Origin of the sequence: Veillonella parvula (assembly GCF_902810435.1) — a bacterium.
GTDB lineage: Bacteria > Bacillota > Negativicutes > Veillonellales > Veillonellaceae > Veillonella.
This window is the reverse complement of the sequence record NZ_LR778174.1, coordinates 1,739,442-1,757,205: the sequence shown is the minus strand read 5'-3', so window position 1 is coordinate 1,757,205 and position 17,764 is coordinate 1,739,442. Positions and strand designations below refer to the sequence as shown.

The 17,764-nt window shown below is 40.3% G+C and carries 12 protein-coding genes; 10 read left to right on the top strand and 2 right to left on the bottom strand.

Annotated elements, in window-relative coordinates; all coding sequences use genetic code 11:
* The 7 genes from rpmG to rplL all read left to right on the top strand — a co-directional run bounded on the left by rpmG (position 1) and on the right by rplL (position 3,398).
* Complete coding sequence (gene rpmG / locus FNLLGLLA_RS08085) at positions 1-150, top strand: 50S ribosomal protein L33 (protein ID WP_004693530.1); 150 nt, start codon at positions 1-3, stop codon at positions 148-150.
* A gap of 43 nt (positions 151-193) precedes the next feature.
* Positions 194-415 (top strand): preprotein translocase subunit SecE, encoded by a 222-nt coding sequence (secE, locus tag FNLLGLLA_RS08080; RefSeq protein WP_004693531.1) that lies wholly within the window; start codon positions 194-196, stop codon positions 413-415.
* Positions 416-427: 12 nt separating this feature from the next.
* The gene (nusG, locus tag FNLLGLLA_RS08075; RefSeq protein WP_008602485.1) at positions 428-964 is read left to right on the top strand and encodes a transcription termination/antitermination protein NusG; all 537 of its coding nucleotides are present in this window, start codon (positions 428-430) and stop codon (positions 962-964) included.
* A gap of 109 nt (positions 965-1,073) precedes the next feature.
* Positions 1,074-1,499 (top strand): 50S ribosomal protein L11, encoded by a 426-nt coding sequence (gene rplK, locus FNLLGLLA_RS08070; protein WP_004693535.1) that lies wholly within the window; start codon positions 1,074-1,076, stop codon positions 1,497-1,499.
* Between the two features lie 76 nt (positions 1,500-1,575).
* Positions 1,576-2,286, top strand: a complete 711-nt coding sequence (gene rplA / locus FNLLGLLA_RS08065) for a 50S ribosomal protein L1 (RefSeq protein ID WP_004693536.1) — start codon at positions 1,576-1,578, stop codon at positions 2,284-2,286.
* A 175-nt stretch (positions 2,287-2,461) separates the two neighbouring features.
* Complete coding sequence (gene rplJ / locus FNLLGLLA_RS08060; protein ID WP_008714932.1) at positions 2,462-2,959, top strand: 50S ribosomal protein L10; 498 nt, start codon at positions 2,462-2,464, stop codon at positions 2,957-2,959.
* 70 nt (positions 2,960-3,029) lie between these two features.
* Entirely contained in the window at positions 3,030-3,398 is a 369-nt protein-coding gene (gene rplL, locus FNLLGLLA_RS08055; protein WP_008714934.1) for a 50S ribosomal protein L7/L12, read from the top strand.
* Positions 3,399-3,439: 41 nt separating this feature from the next.
* Here rplL and FNLLGLLA_RS08050 read toward each other — a convergent pair whose 3' ends face one another.
* Positions 3,440-5,080: an ArnT family glycosyltransferase gene (locus FNLLGLLA_RS08050; protein WP_156697254.1), complete on the bottom strand. Its 1,641-nt coding sequence runs from the start codon at positions 5,078-5,080 to the stop codon at positions 3,440-3,442.
* Between the two features lie 283 nt (positions 5,081-5,363).
* Between FNLLGLLA_RS08050 and FNLLGLLA_RS08045 the strand changes: the two genes are divergently transcribed.
* The 3 genes from FNLLGLLA_RS08045 (at position 5,364) to rpoC (ending at position 15,520) form a co-directional block, all read left to right on the top strand.
* Positions 5,364-6,779: an aspartate ammonia-lyase gene (locus tag FNLLGLLA_RS08045; protein ID WP_004696758.1), complete on the top strand. Its 1,416-nt coding sequence runs from the start codon at positions 5,364-5,366 to the stop codon at positions 6,777-6,779.
* A gap of 330 nt (positions 6,780-7,109) precedes the next feature.
* Positions 7,110-11,288 carry a DNA-directed RNA polymerase subunit beta gene (gene rpoB, locus FNLLGLLA_RS08040; RefSeq protein WP_174892357.1) on the top strand — a complete coding sequence of 1,393 codons (4,179 nt, stop codon included), beginning with the start codon at positions 7,110-7,112 and terminating at the stop codon, positions 11,286-11,288.
* A gap of 29 nt (positions 11,289-11,317) precedes the next feature.
* Positions 11,318-15,520, top strand: coding sequence for a DNA-directed RNA polymerase subunit beta' (gene rpoC, locus FNLLGLLA_RS08035; RefSeq protein WP_004693548.1), 4,203 nt, complete (start codon positions 11,318-11,320; stop codon positions 15,518-15,520).
* Positions 15,521-15,644: 124 nt separating this feature from the next.
* On the opposite strand, the gene FNLLGLLA_RS08030 is transcribed toward rpoC, so the two are convergent.
* A complete protein-coding gene (locus FNLLGLLA_RS08030) occupies positions 15,645-17,666 on the bottom strand; it encodes a BCCT family transporter (RefSeq protein WP_156697252.1) in 2,022 nt (673 codons plus the stop codon).
* Positions 17,667-17,764 lie beyond the last annotated feature (98 nt).

Here is a 17,764-nt window from a genome sequence, read left to right as displayed (position 1 = left end):
ATGCGTAATGCCATTACTTTAGCTTGCACAGATTGCAAACAACGCAACTATCAAACGAACAAGAATAAAAAGAACAATCCTGATCGTATTGAAATGATGAAATATTGCAAATTCTGCGGTAAACATACATTACACCGTGAAACAAAATAATTCTTATCATTCATTACCTGTTGATTTGAGGATGTGAAACACAATGGCAAAGTCTAACTCAGCAGTGCAGCAGCGTGGTGGATTTGGAAAATTCTTCCGCGGTGTGAAAGCTGAACTAAAAAAAGTAGTCTGGCCAACAAAAAAAGAGCTTATCAATTACACAATAGTAGTATTCTTAGTGACCATATTCATCGCTTTGATTATTTCTGTGCTTGATGGACTCTTTGCCCAACTTTTTAATACGTTGTTGCACTTTGTTGGATAAGGGGGCCATTACATGGAAGCAGATAAGAAGTGGTATGTAATTCATACCTATTCAGGCTACGAAAATAAAGTAAAAACCACTCTTGAACTTAAAGTTCAATCTATGGGGCTACAAGATGTGATCAGCCGAATTTTGGTGCCTCTTGAAGACGAAATAGATGAAAAAGATGGGGTTAAAAAAGTAGTAAAACGTAAGATATTTCCTGGGTATGTATTGGTGGAAATGGAAGTTAATGACCGTTCTTGGTATGTTGTACGCAACACGCCAGGTGTAACAGGTTTCGTTGGCTCTGCTACAAAACCAGTTCCACTTTCTGATTCCGAAGTAGAACATATACTTAAGTCTCAGGGCTTGGATAAGAAACCAACCATTAACGTTGATGTAGAAGTTGGTGAAACGGTTCGCATTACGTCCGGTGCCTTTGAAGATAAACTAGGTGTTATTACCGAACTTAACCCTGATAAAGGAACATTGAAACTTAGCGTAGAAATGTTCAATCGAGATACCGAGGTAGAGTTAGAGTTCTCTCAAGTTGAGAAAGCTCTTTAATATATAAATATAATAATATAACTCTAAAAAGAGCAATCGATTTTGGTTGCCAGTGGGAGGATATATATCCGTTACCACCACAGTATAAGCATAGGAGGTTTAATTACCCATGGCTAAGAAATTAGTTAAACAAGTAAAACTACAAATTGAAGCCGCTAAAGCTACTCCAGCACCACCAGTTGGTCCTGCACTAGGTCAAGCAGGTGTTAACATCGTTGCTTTCACAAAAGAATTCAACGAACGTACTGCTAAACAAGCTGGCTTAATTATTCCAGTAGTTATTAACGTATATGAAGATCGTAGCTTCGACTTCATCACTAAGACTCCACCAGCTGCAGTATTGTTGAAAAAAGCTGCAGGTATTCCAAAAGGTTCTGGTGTGCCTAACCGTGATAAAGTAGCAAAAGTAGGTCGCGATAAAGTTCGTGAAATTGCTGAATTGAAAATGCCTGACTTGAATGCTAATACCGTAGAACAAGGTATGCGCATGGTGGAAGGTACTGCTCGCAGCATGGGCATTGAAATCGTTGACTAATAAGCGTACGACTTGCGCATAAGGCGCAAATCGGTGGGAGGGAATTCCCGTTTGACCACATAAGGAGGATATTATAATGGCAAAAGTAGGTAAGAAATACGCTGAAGCAGTAAAACTTATTGAAGCTGGTAAATTCTACGAACCAGTAGAAGCAATTGAGTTGGTTAAGAAAACTGCAACTGCAAATTTCGATGAAACAGTTGAAATTGCTTTCAACTTGAATGTCGACCCTAAATACGCTGATCAACAAGTTCGTGGTGCAGTAGTATTGCCTCATGGTACTGGCAAAACTAAACGCGTTCTTGTATTCGCAAAAGGCGACAATATTAAGGCAGCTGAAGAAGCTGGTGCAGATTTTGTAGGTTCTGAAGAGTTAGTAGCTAAAATCCAAGGTGGTTGGAGCGACTTCGACGTAGTAGTTGCTACACCAGACATGATGGGTCAAGTTGGCCGTCTTGGTAAAATTTTGGGTCCTAAAGGCTTGATGCCAAACCCTAAAGTTGGTACAGTAACTCCAGACGTTGCTCGTGCAGTAAACGAAATCAAAGCTGGTAAAATCGAATACCGTACTGATAAAGCAGGTATTATCTCTTGCTCTATCGGTAAAGCATCTTTCGATGAAGAAAAATTACTTGACAACTACCGTACAATCGTTGATACTATTATCAAGGCTAAACCTGTAGCAGCTAAAGGTCAATACATTAAATCTGTAACCTTGTCCGCTACAATGGGCCCTGGTGTACCTTTGAATGTGTTCAAATTGAGCACTGTTTCCAAAGAGCAATAATTAAATATGTCTCTTAGCTGTAGACGGCTGGTATGTATAATGGATGAAAATCCGCCCGCTGAGGCTGACACTAGAACAACCTAGGACTAGTTACGACCTCATCGCGTGCGATGGGGTCGTTTTTACGCTAAGATAGTACATAGAGCACCAAAAAAATCTACAAGGAGGTAATCTAATGGCTGTCACTGAATCAAAAAAAGCAATCGTTGCTCAAATGAAAGAAACTCTTTCTGAAGCAAAAGGTGCTGTATTGATTGGTTACTCTGGTTTAACTGTTGCGCAAGCAACTGATCTTCGTCGCAAAATGTTGGCTGAAGGTGTTGAATACAAAGTAATCAAAAATACTTTGACTCGTATCGCTGCAAACGAATTGAATCTTGAAGGTTTCTCTGAGCATTTAGAAGGTCCAACTGCGTTGGCTACTTCTAAAGACGATGCTGTTGCACCTGCTCGTGTAATCGAACAATTCATCAAAGCAACTGAAAAAGAAGTTGTAACAGTTAAAGCTGGTATCGTTGAAGGCGAAGTTATGGACGCAGCAGGCGTTAAAGCAATTGCATCTCTTCCAAATCGCGAAGGTATGCTTTCCATGTTGCTTTCCGTATTGCAAGCTCCTGTTCGCAATGTTGCATACGCTGTCAAAGCTGTTGCAGAAGCAAAACCTGCAGAATAATATTTTTTGCAAAGTATTCGTTGGCCGCTTGAGGCTGGCACTATAAACTAATTTATGGAGGAAATCTAAAATGGCATTGAACATTGAAAACATCGTTGCTGAATTGAAAGAAGCAACAATCCTTGAACTTAATGATCTTGTAAAAGCAATCGAAGAAGAATTTGGCGTAACTGCAGCAGCTCCTGTAGCTGTAGCAGCTGCTGGTGGTGCTGAAGGCGGCACTGCTAAAGATTCCTTCGACGTAATCTTGAAAGATGCTGGCGCATCTAAAATCAACGTAATCAAAGTTGTTCGTGAAGCAACTGGTCTTGGCTTGAAAGAAGCTAAAGCTATCGTTGACGGTGCTCCTGCACCTGTAAAAGAAGGCGTTGCTGCTGAAGCTGCTGAAGCTTTGAAAGCTCAATTAGAAGAAGCTGGCGCATCCGTAGAATTGAAATAATTCTAACCATATTAAAGGCGTACCCTATGGGTACGCCTTTTTTATTGAAGCTTATAAATTGATGCGAGTTTTGTTTTGTTGACTAATTTTGCCTTTGGATACGGTAATGCATTAGAGAAATCCTTGTCATATTTTTTAGGAACGATGACATAGGCACCGCGATTATTTGATGTGTTATTTAAAAATGTTTCTTTAGTTATGGTAGGCATTAATGTTTTGCCTTCGGTCCATATAGAATCATCAGTTGTATCTACGAAAACTTGGGTGGGTATAGTATTCATGTAATATACAATAGAAGTATAGTAACTGCCATATATATATATTGGTTTTGATGTATCTTCAATGAACGTTCTAAACTGTAAACCAGATTGATTAAATAATATTGGTGGTACTGTAATTGTAATAGCCGAGTATAAAGTAATTAGTGGAACTAAAGCATATATTTCTAGTTTAAAAAATGATGTTATGTAGTATCGACCGATTAAAATCATACATACTATAATAAAGGAACCTACGATTAACGGTTTACTATCAAGACTTTGATCAAAAGCTGTAGCAAATGTAAAAATCATGTAGTAAATACCTAGTGGTAGGGTAATTAAATAATTAAACTTTTTGAATGATTGAGTAAATTCACCGGTTTCTTTGTCAGTAACTAATTCACAAATTTTTACGGCCGCCCATATTATACAAGGGATAATGGCAGGTAATGTGTAGGTTAGATACTTTGTAGCTACTAGAGAGTAGAAGAGTACTATAACTATAAACCATATAATACCTAATAGATCAAAATCATCTTTCCAGTTAATATCTTTTAAATGATAGACTATTACAGGTGTCCATGGTAATAGTGAAAGGGGCACAATTAATAGATAGTAATACCATACATCAAATTTAGGATGCTCAGATACAAGGGCTCGATCTACATTGTGTAGACCCAAGAATCCAGAAATAAACTGCTCACCGTGTATGGAATACATAGCAATATACCAAGGGCTAGCTATCGCTATAAAGACTAATAGTCCGAAGGGATTAAATAGTAATTTTATATCCTTTGAAAGTTGATAGATTTCATCCTTTCTATGGATTGCGTAGCGTGCACATACATAAATAAGTAATATTAGACCAGGTAAGATGATGCCTATAGGTCCTTTGGTAATTACAGCTAAGGCCGCAGCAATGTAAGCTTTCACCATAGCTGACTTGTCATTGTTGGTAAATGCTAAATAACTATATCCAAATATAGCTAAGGTGAAGAAAAATAAAAATCCATCGGTTATAACTGCATGAGATATGTACCAAAACTGTAGTGTACTCATTAATAAAATCGCACAAAGTACACTAGCAAAGGTGCTTTTAGACATGCGGTAAGTTATATGATACATTAGGGCCACACTAGCTCCCGCAACAAGCGTATTCGGTATACGAGATGTAAAGTCTGATATGCCAAATAGTTTGTACGTAATCATAAGTGCCCAATAGGTGAGCGGTGGTTTATCATACCATACGTGATCGTATATCATGGGGGATATCCATGAGTTATGTTTTAGCATGGTGATGGCGGAGAGAACATAGTTGGACTCCACCGGATCAGTGATTGGCAAATAGGCATTATAAAAGCCGTAGCTCAAAACGGTTAATAAAAAGAGCGCACCTATGCGCAGCATGTGATTGTTAATCATAGTTACTCCTTACTTACATAGTTTATATTATTGTACTATAGGGCGTGTAATATTTAAACCAATCAAAGATAAAAACATAGCCTTTATAAATATGGAGATAATATGGAGATAGTTACAAAAAAATAATTATTTATGAAATAATATATTGTATAGAATATTGTTTATTCGGAATACATGAAATGACTTTTATGTATACAAAATACATGCTATAATGAGCGCATAAGATAAAACCGTTTCATTAAACTATCATCTAATATATGAAATAGTGGAAAGAGGATCTATTATGAGAAAAGAACATGATTTCCTAGGTGAATTAGAAGTAGCGGATGAGTTATATTATGGTGTGCAAACGATTCGTGCCTTAGAAAACTTCCATATTACAGGGAAACATTTAGACCAAGATTTTATTAAAGCTCTAGCGATGGTAAAAAAAGCATCTGCTTTAGCTAATATGAAAACAGGTCGTCTCAATGTATCTATCGGTAAAGCGATTGTTCAAGCCGCTGATGAAGTTATTGCAGGTGAATTTGCTGACCAATTTCCAGTTGATCCAATTCAAGGCGGTGCTGGCACTTCTGTGAATATGAATATGAACGAAGTGTTGGCAAATCGTGCTTGTGAAATTTTAGGTCATCCAAAAGGTAGCTATGATATTGTAAGCCCTAACAATCACTGTAACATGGCACAATCTACAAATGACGCTTTCCCAACAGCGATTAAAGTTTGTGCAATTTTGAAATCTAAACCGTTGCTTGAAGCTTTGCAACGTCTTGTTGATGAGCTTGAGAAAAAAGCTGAAGAATATAGTGAAATTTTAAAAATGGGGCGTACTCATTTACAAGATGCGGTGCCTATTACATTGGGACAAGAGATGGGCGCTTATGCATCTGGTATTCGTCGTGGTATTAAACGTATTAAATCTGCCGTTGAAGGTGCACATGTAATCAATATGGGTGCCACTGCAGTTGGTACAGGTCTTAATGCTGAACCTAATTATATTCATGATGTAGCTTATGAACTTAGTGAAGTAGTAGGCGAACCGTTCTACACTGCAGAGAACTTAATCGATGCCACAAACAATACAGATGTATTTGCTGATATCTCTAGCGGTTTGAAGGTAACTGCACTTGTGTTGATTAAGATGGCTAATGATTTTCGCTTAATGGCATCTGGCCCTCGCTGTGGCATTGGTGAATTAAAATTGCCTGCCCGTCAACCAGGCTCCTCTATCATGCCAGGAAAAGTAAATCCTGTTATCGCTGAAGTATTGAATCAAGTGTGTTACCAAGTTATCGGTAATGACCTTACTATTACATTAGCTGTAGAAAATGGTCAATTCGAGTTAAATGTTATGGAACCTGTATTGGCATACAACTTGTTCAATAACCTTTGCTACCTCAAAAACGGTGTAAATACATTCGTTGATAAATTGCTTGTTGATCTTGAAGTAGACCGTGAACAATGCGAGTACTGGTTGAATCGTTCCGTTGGTATCGTAACAGCATTGTTGCCACATCTTGGCTATGAAACAGCTTCTGCATTGGCGAAAGAAGCGTATGAAACAGGTCGAGCTATTCGTGATATCATCTTGGATCAAGGTTTATTGACTGAGGATGAAATTAATCATATTCTTTCTCCTAAAGAAATGACTCGCCCTGGTATCGCTGGTGCGAATCTTTTAAAACAAAAAGGCAACTAATTTATGGTTCTCTTTTGATACATGAATAAAGCATGAAAATGAAAGACTGTCAACCCTTTTGGTTGACAGTCTTTTTTAATACTGATAAAATTATATATTGCAAAAGTAGCGTTTTCTGCTTTTGGATGTAAAAACTATAACACAAATAGTGATGAGGTTTTCTTCCAAGGTTGTGCTTGGTTAATGGGAAGCAAGGTTATTTTAAAAATGAAATGGACCTTGCTTTATTTGACGTTGCCCGAGCAGGAAAACTGAGACCTGTAAGATGTCTTTTTCATGCCGTTATAGAAAATGGTAGACCAGTGTGTTTTGATAGGGGTGAAAGCAAATATGTTCAAACCTGAACAGGTAGGCAAACGAACTCGTTATACGTACGCTAAAATTAACGAAGTTATCAAGATGCCGCATTTATTGGACATTCAACGTAAATCGTATGAGTGGTTCTTGGAGAGTGGTTTACAAAATATTTTCAACGATATTTCTCCGATTAAAGACAATTCAGGTAATCTAGTACTTTCTTTTGAAGGTTTCAGCTTAGGTGAACCTAAGTATGATATTAATGAATGTAAAAACCGTGATGCTACTTACGCAGCACCACTTCGTGTAAATATTCGCTTGGTAAATAATGATCCAGAAAATATGGACATTAAAGAACAAGAAGTATTCATGGGCGATTTCCCATTGATGACAGATACAGGTACTTTCATCATCAATGGTGCAGAACGTGTTATCGTATCCCAATTAGTACGTTCTCCAGGCGTTTACTACAATAAAGAAATCGATACAATGGGTAACCGTTTGTATGATTCCACAGTTATTCCTAACCGTGGTGCATGGATTGAACTTGAAACAGATGCTAGTGAAGTGGTAGCTGTTCGTATTGACCGTAACCGTAAATTACCAGCCACTGTATTGGTACGTGCATTAGGTTGGGATACGAATGAAAGTATCCTCGACCTCTTCTGGAATGGTAAAACTGATGAGGATGGTTTACCAGTATATGATGAACGCATCGTTCGTACATTAGAAAAAGATACAACTCAATCTGCTGATGAAGCATTGGTTGAAATCTATAAAAAATTACGTCCAGGTGAGCCTCCTACTGTAGAGTCTGCTCGTAACTTGTTCGATAACTTATTCTTCGATGCACGCCGTTATGACTTAGCGCGCGTTGGTCGTTACAAATTGAACAAAAAACTTGGCTGGCGCCAACGTATGTTGGGTCAAACATTGGCTCAACCAATTGTAGATCCAGAAACTGGCGAAGTTATCCTTGATGCAGGCGTACAAGTTGGGGAAGAACAACTTGATATCGTTGCTAATAGCCATGTTTTTGATGGTGAAGGTTTTGCTGAATTCTATATCGTAAATAATGATGGTGTAGAGTCTAAAGTTATCTGTAATAACTGCAACTTACCATATGATCACCGTACAGTAACACGTGAAGACATGATCGCTAACATTTCTTACTTGCTCAACCTTATGGATGGTGCAGGTCATACAGATGATATCGACCACTTGGGTAACCGTCGCCTTCGTTGCGTAGGCGAATTGTTGCAAAACCAATTCCGTATCGGTTTAACTCGTATGGAACGTGTTGTTCGTGAGCGCATGACAATTCAAGAAACTGAATCCATTACACCTCAAGCGTTGATCAATATTCGCCCTGTAGTGGCAGCTATCAAAGAATTCTTTGGTTCTTCTCAATTGTCTCAGTTCATGGACCAAACAAACCCATTGGCGGAATTGACCCACAAACGTCGTCTTTCTGCCCTTGGCCCTGGCGGCTTGTCTCGTGAGCGTGCAGGTTTCGAAGTTCGTGACGTGCATCATTCTCACTATGGTCGTATGTGTCCTATTGAAACTCCAGAAGGTCCAAACATTGGCTTGATTAACTCCTTGTCCAACTATGCAAAGGTAAACGAATTTGGCTTCATCGAAGCACCATACCGTAAAGTAGAAAAAGTGTATGGTAAAGGCAAGGATGCTGATAAAGTTGTTAAAGTGCGCGTATCTGATAGCGTAGTATACATGACCGCTGATGAAGAAGAAGGCATGACAATTGCCCAAGCAAACTCTCCGCTTGATGCAGAGGGGTACTTCACAACTGAACATGTTGCTTGTCGTCGTGGTCATGATGTATTGGAAGTTACACCAGATAAGGTTGACTATATGGACGTTAGTCCAAAAGAAGTTGTATCTATTGGTACAGCTATGATTCCATTCCTTGAAAATGATGATGCTAACCGTGCCTTGATGGGCGCGAACATGCAACGTCAAGCGGTACCACTTTTGCGTGCTCAAGCACCACTTGTTGGTACAGGTATGGAATATACAGCAGCTACTGACTCTGGTGTTTGCGTATTGGCGCGTGAAGCGGGTAAAGTTGTACGTTGTTGGGGTAATGAAATCCACGTTCTTCGCGATAGCGATGGTCGTGTTGATACATACCATTTGAATAAATTCCTTCGTTCTAACCAATCCACATGCTTTAACCAAAAACCAATCGTTAATCGTGGCGACCATGTTGTAAAAGGCCAAGTATTGGCTGATGGTCCTGCTACAGATGGCGGCGAATTGGCATTAGGTTATAACGTTCTTGTAGCGTTCATGCCTTGGGAAGGTTATAACTATGAAGATGCTATCTTGCTTAGTGAAGAACTCTGCAAAGAAGATATCTATACATCCATTCATATTGAAGAATACGAATGTGATGCTCGTGATACCAAATTAGGCGCTGAAGAAATTACTCGTGAGTTGCCTAATACAGGTGACGACACACTTAAAAACTTAGACGAAGATGGTATTATCTGTATTGGTGCAGAAGTACATCCTGGCGATATCCTTGTAGGTAAAGCTACACCAAAAGGTGAAACTGAGCTTACTCCAGAAGAACGTTTGTTGCGTGCTATTTTTGGTGACAAAGAACGTGAAGTTCGCGACACTTCCTTGCGCGTGCCTCATGGTGAATCTGGTAAAGTCGTAGATGTAAAAGTCTTTACCCGTGAAAATGGCGACGAATTACAACCAGGCGTAAATAAACTTGTTCGCGTATATATCGCTCAAAAACGTAAGATTCATGAAGGCGATAAAATGGCGGGCCGTCATGGTAACAAAGGTGTCGTTTCTCGCGTTATGAGAAAAGAAGATATGCCATTCCTTCCAGATGGTACTCCAGTACAAATCGTATTGAACCCATTGGGCGTACCTTCTCGTATGAACATCGGTCAGGTTCTTGAAACTCACTTGGGGTGGGCTGTTCAAGGCTTAGGTATGAAAATCAAAGCTACGGACCTTCACATTCAAAACGTGTTGAAAGAAGCCCGTACTGATGCATCTTACTGGGAACAAATCGATGCAATCCGCGACCTTTATGCTCAAATTGAGGTATTGGAAGCGAAAGTTGCGGAAGATGTTACGGTAAATCATTTCGAAGAAAATGAGCAAATCATTGCTTTGAAAACTAAAATTTTAAAACATGTAGAAGCAGCAGCGCAAAAGAAATTGGATGCTATGGGTGGCGAAGCTCGTTACCAAGAGCTTAAAGCTATTGAAGCTAAATACAATGCACTTCATGTAGAATTCTTTGATTCTGAAGAAGAGGCTCCTGAAATGGATCCTGCGCTTGTAGAAGAATTAGAGGCAATTAGCAAAGTCAAGAATACTCTTAACAACATTCACTCTGCTGAAGAAAAACGCGTTGAAATTCGCAAAGAGTTGGAAAGCCTTGGCTATGATTTTGACAAATATGGCATGCCAAAACCAGATGTAGCAGGTATTCATATTGCTACACCTGTATTTGATGGTGCTCACGAAAAGGACGTATTCGAAACATTGGCGATTGCAGGTCGTCCTGATGATGGTAAAACTGTTCTATATGATGGTCGTACTGGTGAACCGATGGATAACCGCGTCACTGTTGGTTACGTTTACATGCTTAAACTCCATCATTTGGTTGATGACAAAATCCATGCTCGTTCTACAGGTCCGTACTCCCTTGTTACACAACAACCTTTGGGCGGTAAAGCTCAGTTCGGTGGCCAACGTTTCGGGGAAATGGAAGTTTGGGCTCTAGAAGCATATGGCGCAGCCTATACCCTTCAAGAGCTATTAACTGTTAAGTCTGACGACGTTGTTGGTCGTGTGAAAGCATACGAAAAAATCGTTAAAGGCGAAAACATCCCTGAACCAGGTGTACCTGAGTCCTTCAAGGTATTGCTTAAAGAACTTCAAAGTATCGGTCTCGATGTAAAAATCTTGAACGAAGATCAAGAAGAAGTTGTTATGAAAGAACTTGAGGACGAAGATGAGGTGGTAGAAACTGGTATTGAAGAAGTTATGGAAGGCAGTGCTGTAGAAACTGATGAAGTAACTGTAGTAGAACCAGAAGTAGAGGAAGAGGAAGAGGAAGAGGAAGAGGAAGACTTACCAGCTGATAATGGCGGTGAAGATGATATCCTTAGCCAATTGGCGTACCCAATGGGCGACTCCTCTAACGATGAAGACTAAAACTATCTATAAGGAAGGGAGCGATAGTAGTGCTAGACGTAAATGAATTCGATTCCATGCGAATCGGTTTAGCCTCTCCAGAGCAGATTTTATCCTGGTCTCATGGGGAAGTTAAGAAACCTGAAACAATTAACTACCGTACGTTGAAGCCAGAACGTGATGGTCTATTCTGTGAACGCATTTTTGGACCAACAAAGGACTGGGAATGTCACTGCGGCAAATATAAACGCATCCGCCATAAAGGCGTAGTCTGCGACAAATGTGGTGTAGAGGTTACCCGTGCGAAAGTACGTCGTGAACGTATGGGCCATATTCAATTGGCTACTCCTGTATCTCACATTTGGTACTTCAAAGGAATCCCATCCCGTATGGGTCTTATCCTTGACATATCACCACGTTCTTTGGAACGCGTATTATACTTTGCTTCCTACATCGTAGTAGATCCAGCTGGTACACCATTGACAAAACGTCAATTGTTGTCCGAGCAAGAATACCGCGAATACGAAGCTCAATTTAATGAAGACGGTTATACTATCGGTGGTAAATCCGTCGTAATCGAAACAGTGGCTCAACGTAATGAACGTTTAGCTATTGTTCGTGAAGCACAACGCAAAGAGCGCTATAATGCGGCTCTTCGTGATGATGCAACAATACCAGAAGCTGATAAGGAATACGAAGAATTAACTCGCGAAGAACGCTATGAGTTAGGCGCTGCTGAAGAGGTTCTCTTCGCATGTATCGACATGGGTGCTGAAGCGGTAAAAGCTCTCTTATCAGAACTTGATCTTGAAGCATTGAATGCCGAATTGCGCGAAGAGTTGAACACTGCTAGTGGTCAACGTAAAATCCGTGCAGTTCGTCGTTTGGAAGTAGTAGAAGCATTCCGTCAATCTGGGAACCGTCCAGAATGGATGATTATGGACATCGTTCCTGTAATCCCACCTGAATTGCGTCCTATGGTCCAATTAGATGGTGGCCGTTTTGCTACATCTGACCTCAACGATTTATACCGTCGTGTTATCAACCGTAACAACCGTTTGAAACGTTTACTCGACTTGGGTGCTCCTGATATCATCGTGCGCAACGAAAAACGCATGCTTCAAGAAGCGGTTGATGCATTGATTGATAATGGTCGTCGCGGTCGTCCTGTTACAGGTCCTGGTAACCGCCCATTGAAATCCTTGTCCGACATGCTTAAAGGTAAACAAGGTCGTTTCCGTCAAAACTTGCTCGGTAAACGTGTTGACTACTCCGGTCGTTCCGTAATCGTAGTAGGTCCTGAACTTAAAATGCACCAATGTGGTTTGCCAAAAGAGATGGCATTAGAATTGTTCAAACCATTCGTTATGAAACGTTTGGTAGAACGCGGTCAAGCATCCAACATCAAGGCTGCTAAACGCCAAGTTGAAAGAATTGGCCCTGGCGTGTGGGAATCCTTGGAAGAGGTAATTAAAGAACATCCAGTTCTCTTGAACCGTGCCCCTACATTGCATAGACTTGGTATCCAAGCCTTCGAACCAATCCTTTGGGAAGGTCGTGCTATCAAATTGCATCCATTAGTATGTACAGCCTTCAATGCCGACTTTGACGGTGACCAAATGGCGTGTCACTTACCATTGTCCGTAGAAGCACAAGCGGAAGCTCGTACATTGATGCTTTCTAGCCATAATATTTTGTCTACTAAGGACGGCAAGCCAGTAGCAGTACCTTCTCAAGATATGATCTTAGGTACATACTACCTAACAGTTGTACGCGAAGATACTCGTGATAAAGCAAAAACATTTGCTACCTATGATGAAGTTATGCTTGCCTATGAGTCTCATATCATTGGTTTGCAAGATATTCTTTATATCCGTTTACCTGATCATGGCCGTGTAGAAACAACAGCAGGTCGCTTGATCTTCAACAATGCTTTATTCCCAGAATTGTGGCAATACGAGAAACGTGAAGATGGCACTTACTCTTTAGGTAAGGTTATGGATAAGAAAACAGTTGGTAAATTGGTTGATCAATGTTTCCAATTGTTTGGTAATGAAAAAACAGCAGAACTATTGGACCGCATCAAGTCCTTGGGTTACTCCTTCGCTCGTCGCGCAGGTATGACGGTAGCTATTGCTGATATTAAAGTACCAGAAGTTAAAACTAGTTTGTTAGATACAGCGGAACAAGAGGTAGAAAAAGTATCTCGTATGTACCGCCGTGGTCTTATTACAGAGGAAGAACGTTACCGTAAAACTATCCAATTATGGACAAAGGCAACAGAAGATGTTACCGATGCGATGATGGATAATATGGCGTGCGATAAAGACGGCTTTAACCCTGTTTACATGATGGCTATCTCTGGTGCCCGCGGTAATAAACAACAAATTCGTCAGCTTGCTGGTATGCGTGGTTTGATGGCCGATCCATCTGGTCGTATCATCGACTTACCAATCAAAGCAAACTTTAAAGAAGGTTTGACTGTATTGGATTACTTTACATCCTCTCATGGTGCGCGTAAAGGTTTGGCCGATACAGCGCTTCGTACAGCTGACTCTGGTTACTTGACACGTCGTCTTGTTGACGTATCTCAAGATGTAATCGTTCGTGAGGACGATTGTGACGTTGTAGGTATCGATCTCGTTCGTGAACGTGCTCGTTTGGCTACATCTCCACGTCAAGCATTAGAATTGCTTAAGGATAAACTCATTGGTCGCGTTTTAGATAAAGATGTTGTGAATGCTGAAACAGGGGAACTTGTTGTACCAGCTGAAACTATCTTGGATGAACAATGCTTGGCAGATATTGCTGAAGCTGGTGTTACATCTATCGCATTGCGCGGTGCACATTTGGGCTCTGATAGCGATATTAATCATACTAACTTGGTTCAAAAAATTATTCTTGGTGAAAGCGACGATAGTATCCGTGCAACATTGAAAGAAACTATGGTTCAAAATATGTTGAACAAGGATACTGTACAAGCAATCGTTGACAGCGAAGGTGTAGAAATCTTCCCAGCTGATACACGTCTTACAGAAGAAGGCATCGAAGCTATCCTTAACTCCGATGTAAAAGAAGTACAAGTGCGGAACAATGAAATCCACGGTATTGAAGTGGAAGCTATCGTTGAAGGCACTGGTGTTATCGAGCCATTAAAAGACCGTATCGTAGGTCGTATTGCAGCTGAAGAATTAGTTAATAAGGAAACTGGCGAAGTCATCGTTCCTCTTAATGGTGAAATCACAGAGGCGTTAGCTGATGAAGTTGTAAAACATTATGAAACAGTAAAAATCCGTTCCGTATTGACTTGCCGTAGCCCATATGGCGTATGCCGCAAGTGCTATGGTCGTGATCTAGGAACTGGCAACCAAGTTCAAGTTGGTGAAGCTGTAGGTATCATTGCGGCACAATCCATCGGTGAACCTGGTACTCAGTTGACAATGCGTACATTCCATACTGGTGGTGTCGCAGGTGACGATATTACACAAGGTTTGCCACGTGTCGAAGAATTGTTCGAAGCTCGTAAACCAAAACGTAATGCTATCATTGCCGAAAACGAAGGTACAGTTCGCGTTGTACCTAATGAAGGTAAGAAAGGTACGAACACTATCTTTATCACTGGTGAAGATGGTATTGAACTTGATTACCTCATTCCTTACGGTTCGCGCATTATCGTTAAAGACGGTGACGTGGTATCCTTGGGCGCTCGTTTAACAGAAGGTTCCATCAATCCTCATGACATCATGCGCGTCATGGGTACTGAAGCGACTCAACGTTATCTCGTATACGAAGTACAAAAAGTATACAAATCCCAAGGTGTAGAAATTAACGATAAACATATCGAAGTTATCGTTCGTCAAATGCTTCATAAAGTTAAAATTGAAACAGCTGGCGATGCGGATATGCTTCCAGGGGATATGGTGGACGTTAATACCTTTGACGAAGAAAACCGTCGTCTTACCCTCAATGGTCGTGAAAATGCTACAGGCAAACGCACGCTATTGGGTATTACGAAAGCCGCTTTGGCAACGGACTCCTTCTTGTCCGCTGCGTCCTTCCAAGAAACAACACGTGTTCTTACCGACGCTGCTATCAAGGGTAAAATCGATCCATTGTTGGGCTTGAAAGAAAACGTAATTATCGGTAAGTTGATTCCTGCTGGTACAGGCATGAGTCGTTACCGTAAGATTGAAGTTGTAAAAAATACACCTGAAATCATTGATATTACGGAAGAGGTTATGTCTGAAGATTAATTACTTTGGACCAGCCGTTAAGCTATATTAATTGTATAGACTTGTTGCATAGTTGATATTGTGCGACATAATAAAAAGGGTGCACCTGCGAGGTGCACCCTTTTGTTATAGGTATTATTGGTTTCTATTCAGCTGTTTCTTTCGCGTCATGAGACATGATGTCATAACCGACGTCATCCGATAAAGTAAGATATCGTTCGTACTGTCGAATGATATCGGTAATGATATCCTCCCGTGTCATATACTGCGCATCGTATCCGGCGCGCCCGTCACTGAAATATGTCATAGGAATTGCGTTGGTGCTTTCAGTAATGTGAGGAATGTTAGGATCTTCGATGAGATGATCCGATACCTCTTGCGTAACGAGTTTGATGCCGTAGGTAAAGTTGCGCATGGATTCTTTTTCGATGGTTAACTCTACAGAGGCGTCGTTACCATTGAAATGTTTGTCAATTCTCGTAGTTAATCCGTACTCTTCTGTTAATTCTTTGTTGAGCTGATACATAGCAGGCAATGCTGTTGTTTTCATAAAGGAAATAACATCTTCCGACTGCGTTTGGTTGAGTATTTTGGCAAGACCTTGTTTCCAGTTCTTGCTGTCCCAGTAGATGGATGTGGTTGAAAATTTTGTGTTAAAGTATTGCGTATCTGTTAATAATCCTTGCCATAAGCTGTAGCACATGATAACCATCAAGGCTGCAAATGGTAAGGCGAGAATGAGCGTTACCGATTGTAGTACATTAAGCCCACCAATGCTGAGCAAACTGATGGCAAGAAAGGACATTACAGAGCCCCATATTAAGCATTGCCACTTTGGAGATGAAGTGGATTTATCATAGGCCGCAATATTATTTAACACATAAATGCCTGAATCGGCAGATGTGATAAAAAATAATGCTAATACGATAATTGATAGAAGACTAGTTAAACTGGATAATGGTAAATATTCAAGGAATGCAAAGAGTAGTTGTTCTGGTTTATCGGTTAATGCACCGAGTGCACCGTTTGCTACTGTTTCATCGATATAAATTGCAGTATTACCAAAGATAGTAAACCAAACGATAGTAAAAACAGTTGGAATAATGAGTACCCCAAAGATGAACTCTCGAATAGTCCTACCTTTTGAAATACGCGCAATGAACATGCCCACAAATGGTGCCCAAGATAACCACCAAGCCCAGAATAGTATGGTCCAGCTGAAGAACCATGGACGGGTTTCTGGTGTATAGATAGATGTATAGAAGCTTTGCCCTAAAATATGTGATAGATAGTATCCAAAGTTTTCTACCATTGTATTTAATAGGAGTAATGTAGGACCTGCACAGAGTACAAAAAGCATTAAGACTAATGCAACAGATATATTAATTTCGCTGAGCAGCTTAACGCCTTTATCAATACCTGTAACAGCAGATAGAACGGCAATGGACATAATGATGATAATGATGACCGTTTGGGCGGAAAAGTCATTAGTGGAGATGATATCAATATATAGGAACCCTGCACCTAGTTGGGCCGCACCAAATCCTAAGGTGGTTACGATACCTAATAAAGTTACACAAAGTGCGATGATATCGATAATGTGCCCTCGTGGGCCATTGATCTTATCCTTCCACAGCGGATAGAAACATGAACGTAGTGATAAAGGCAACTTATAGCGAAAACCAAAATACGCTAATGCTAAAGCCATAATTCCGTATACCGTCCATGCATTGATGCCCCAGTGGAAGATGGAGCGGAATAACGCTTCCTTGGCGCTAGGAGCACCATCGACTAAGCCTACAGCGGAGTGATAATGTGAGAGCGGTTCAGCAGTACCGAAGAACATGAGACCTACACCAGTACCTGCCGCAAATAACATGGCGAGCCAAGCTGTATAAGAGAATTCCGCTTCTTCATCGTCGCTACCAAGTTTGATGTCACCTAGCGAACTAAGTGCAAGAAAGATATTGAAGATAAAGAAGAGACTTATGGATAAAACATAAAACCAGCTGAAATCTTCAAATATAATATCACGAATCCCTTGGAGGATCGTTTGAGATATTTGCGGAATCAGAAGGGCACATAAGCTCAGCCCTAAGACGATAGACAAGCTACCTATAATTACAGGGGGATTAAAGTTTGAATAACGTTTAATGAGTTTAATCATATAATCTCCTTTCTTTAGTAACTTATAAATACAAATATTTGTTCTGTATTAATTTATATCATAATAAAATGGTGTTTATATTAATTTTGCATAATTGG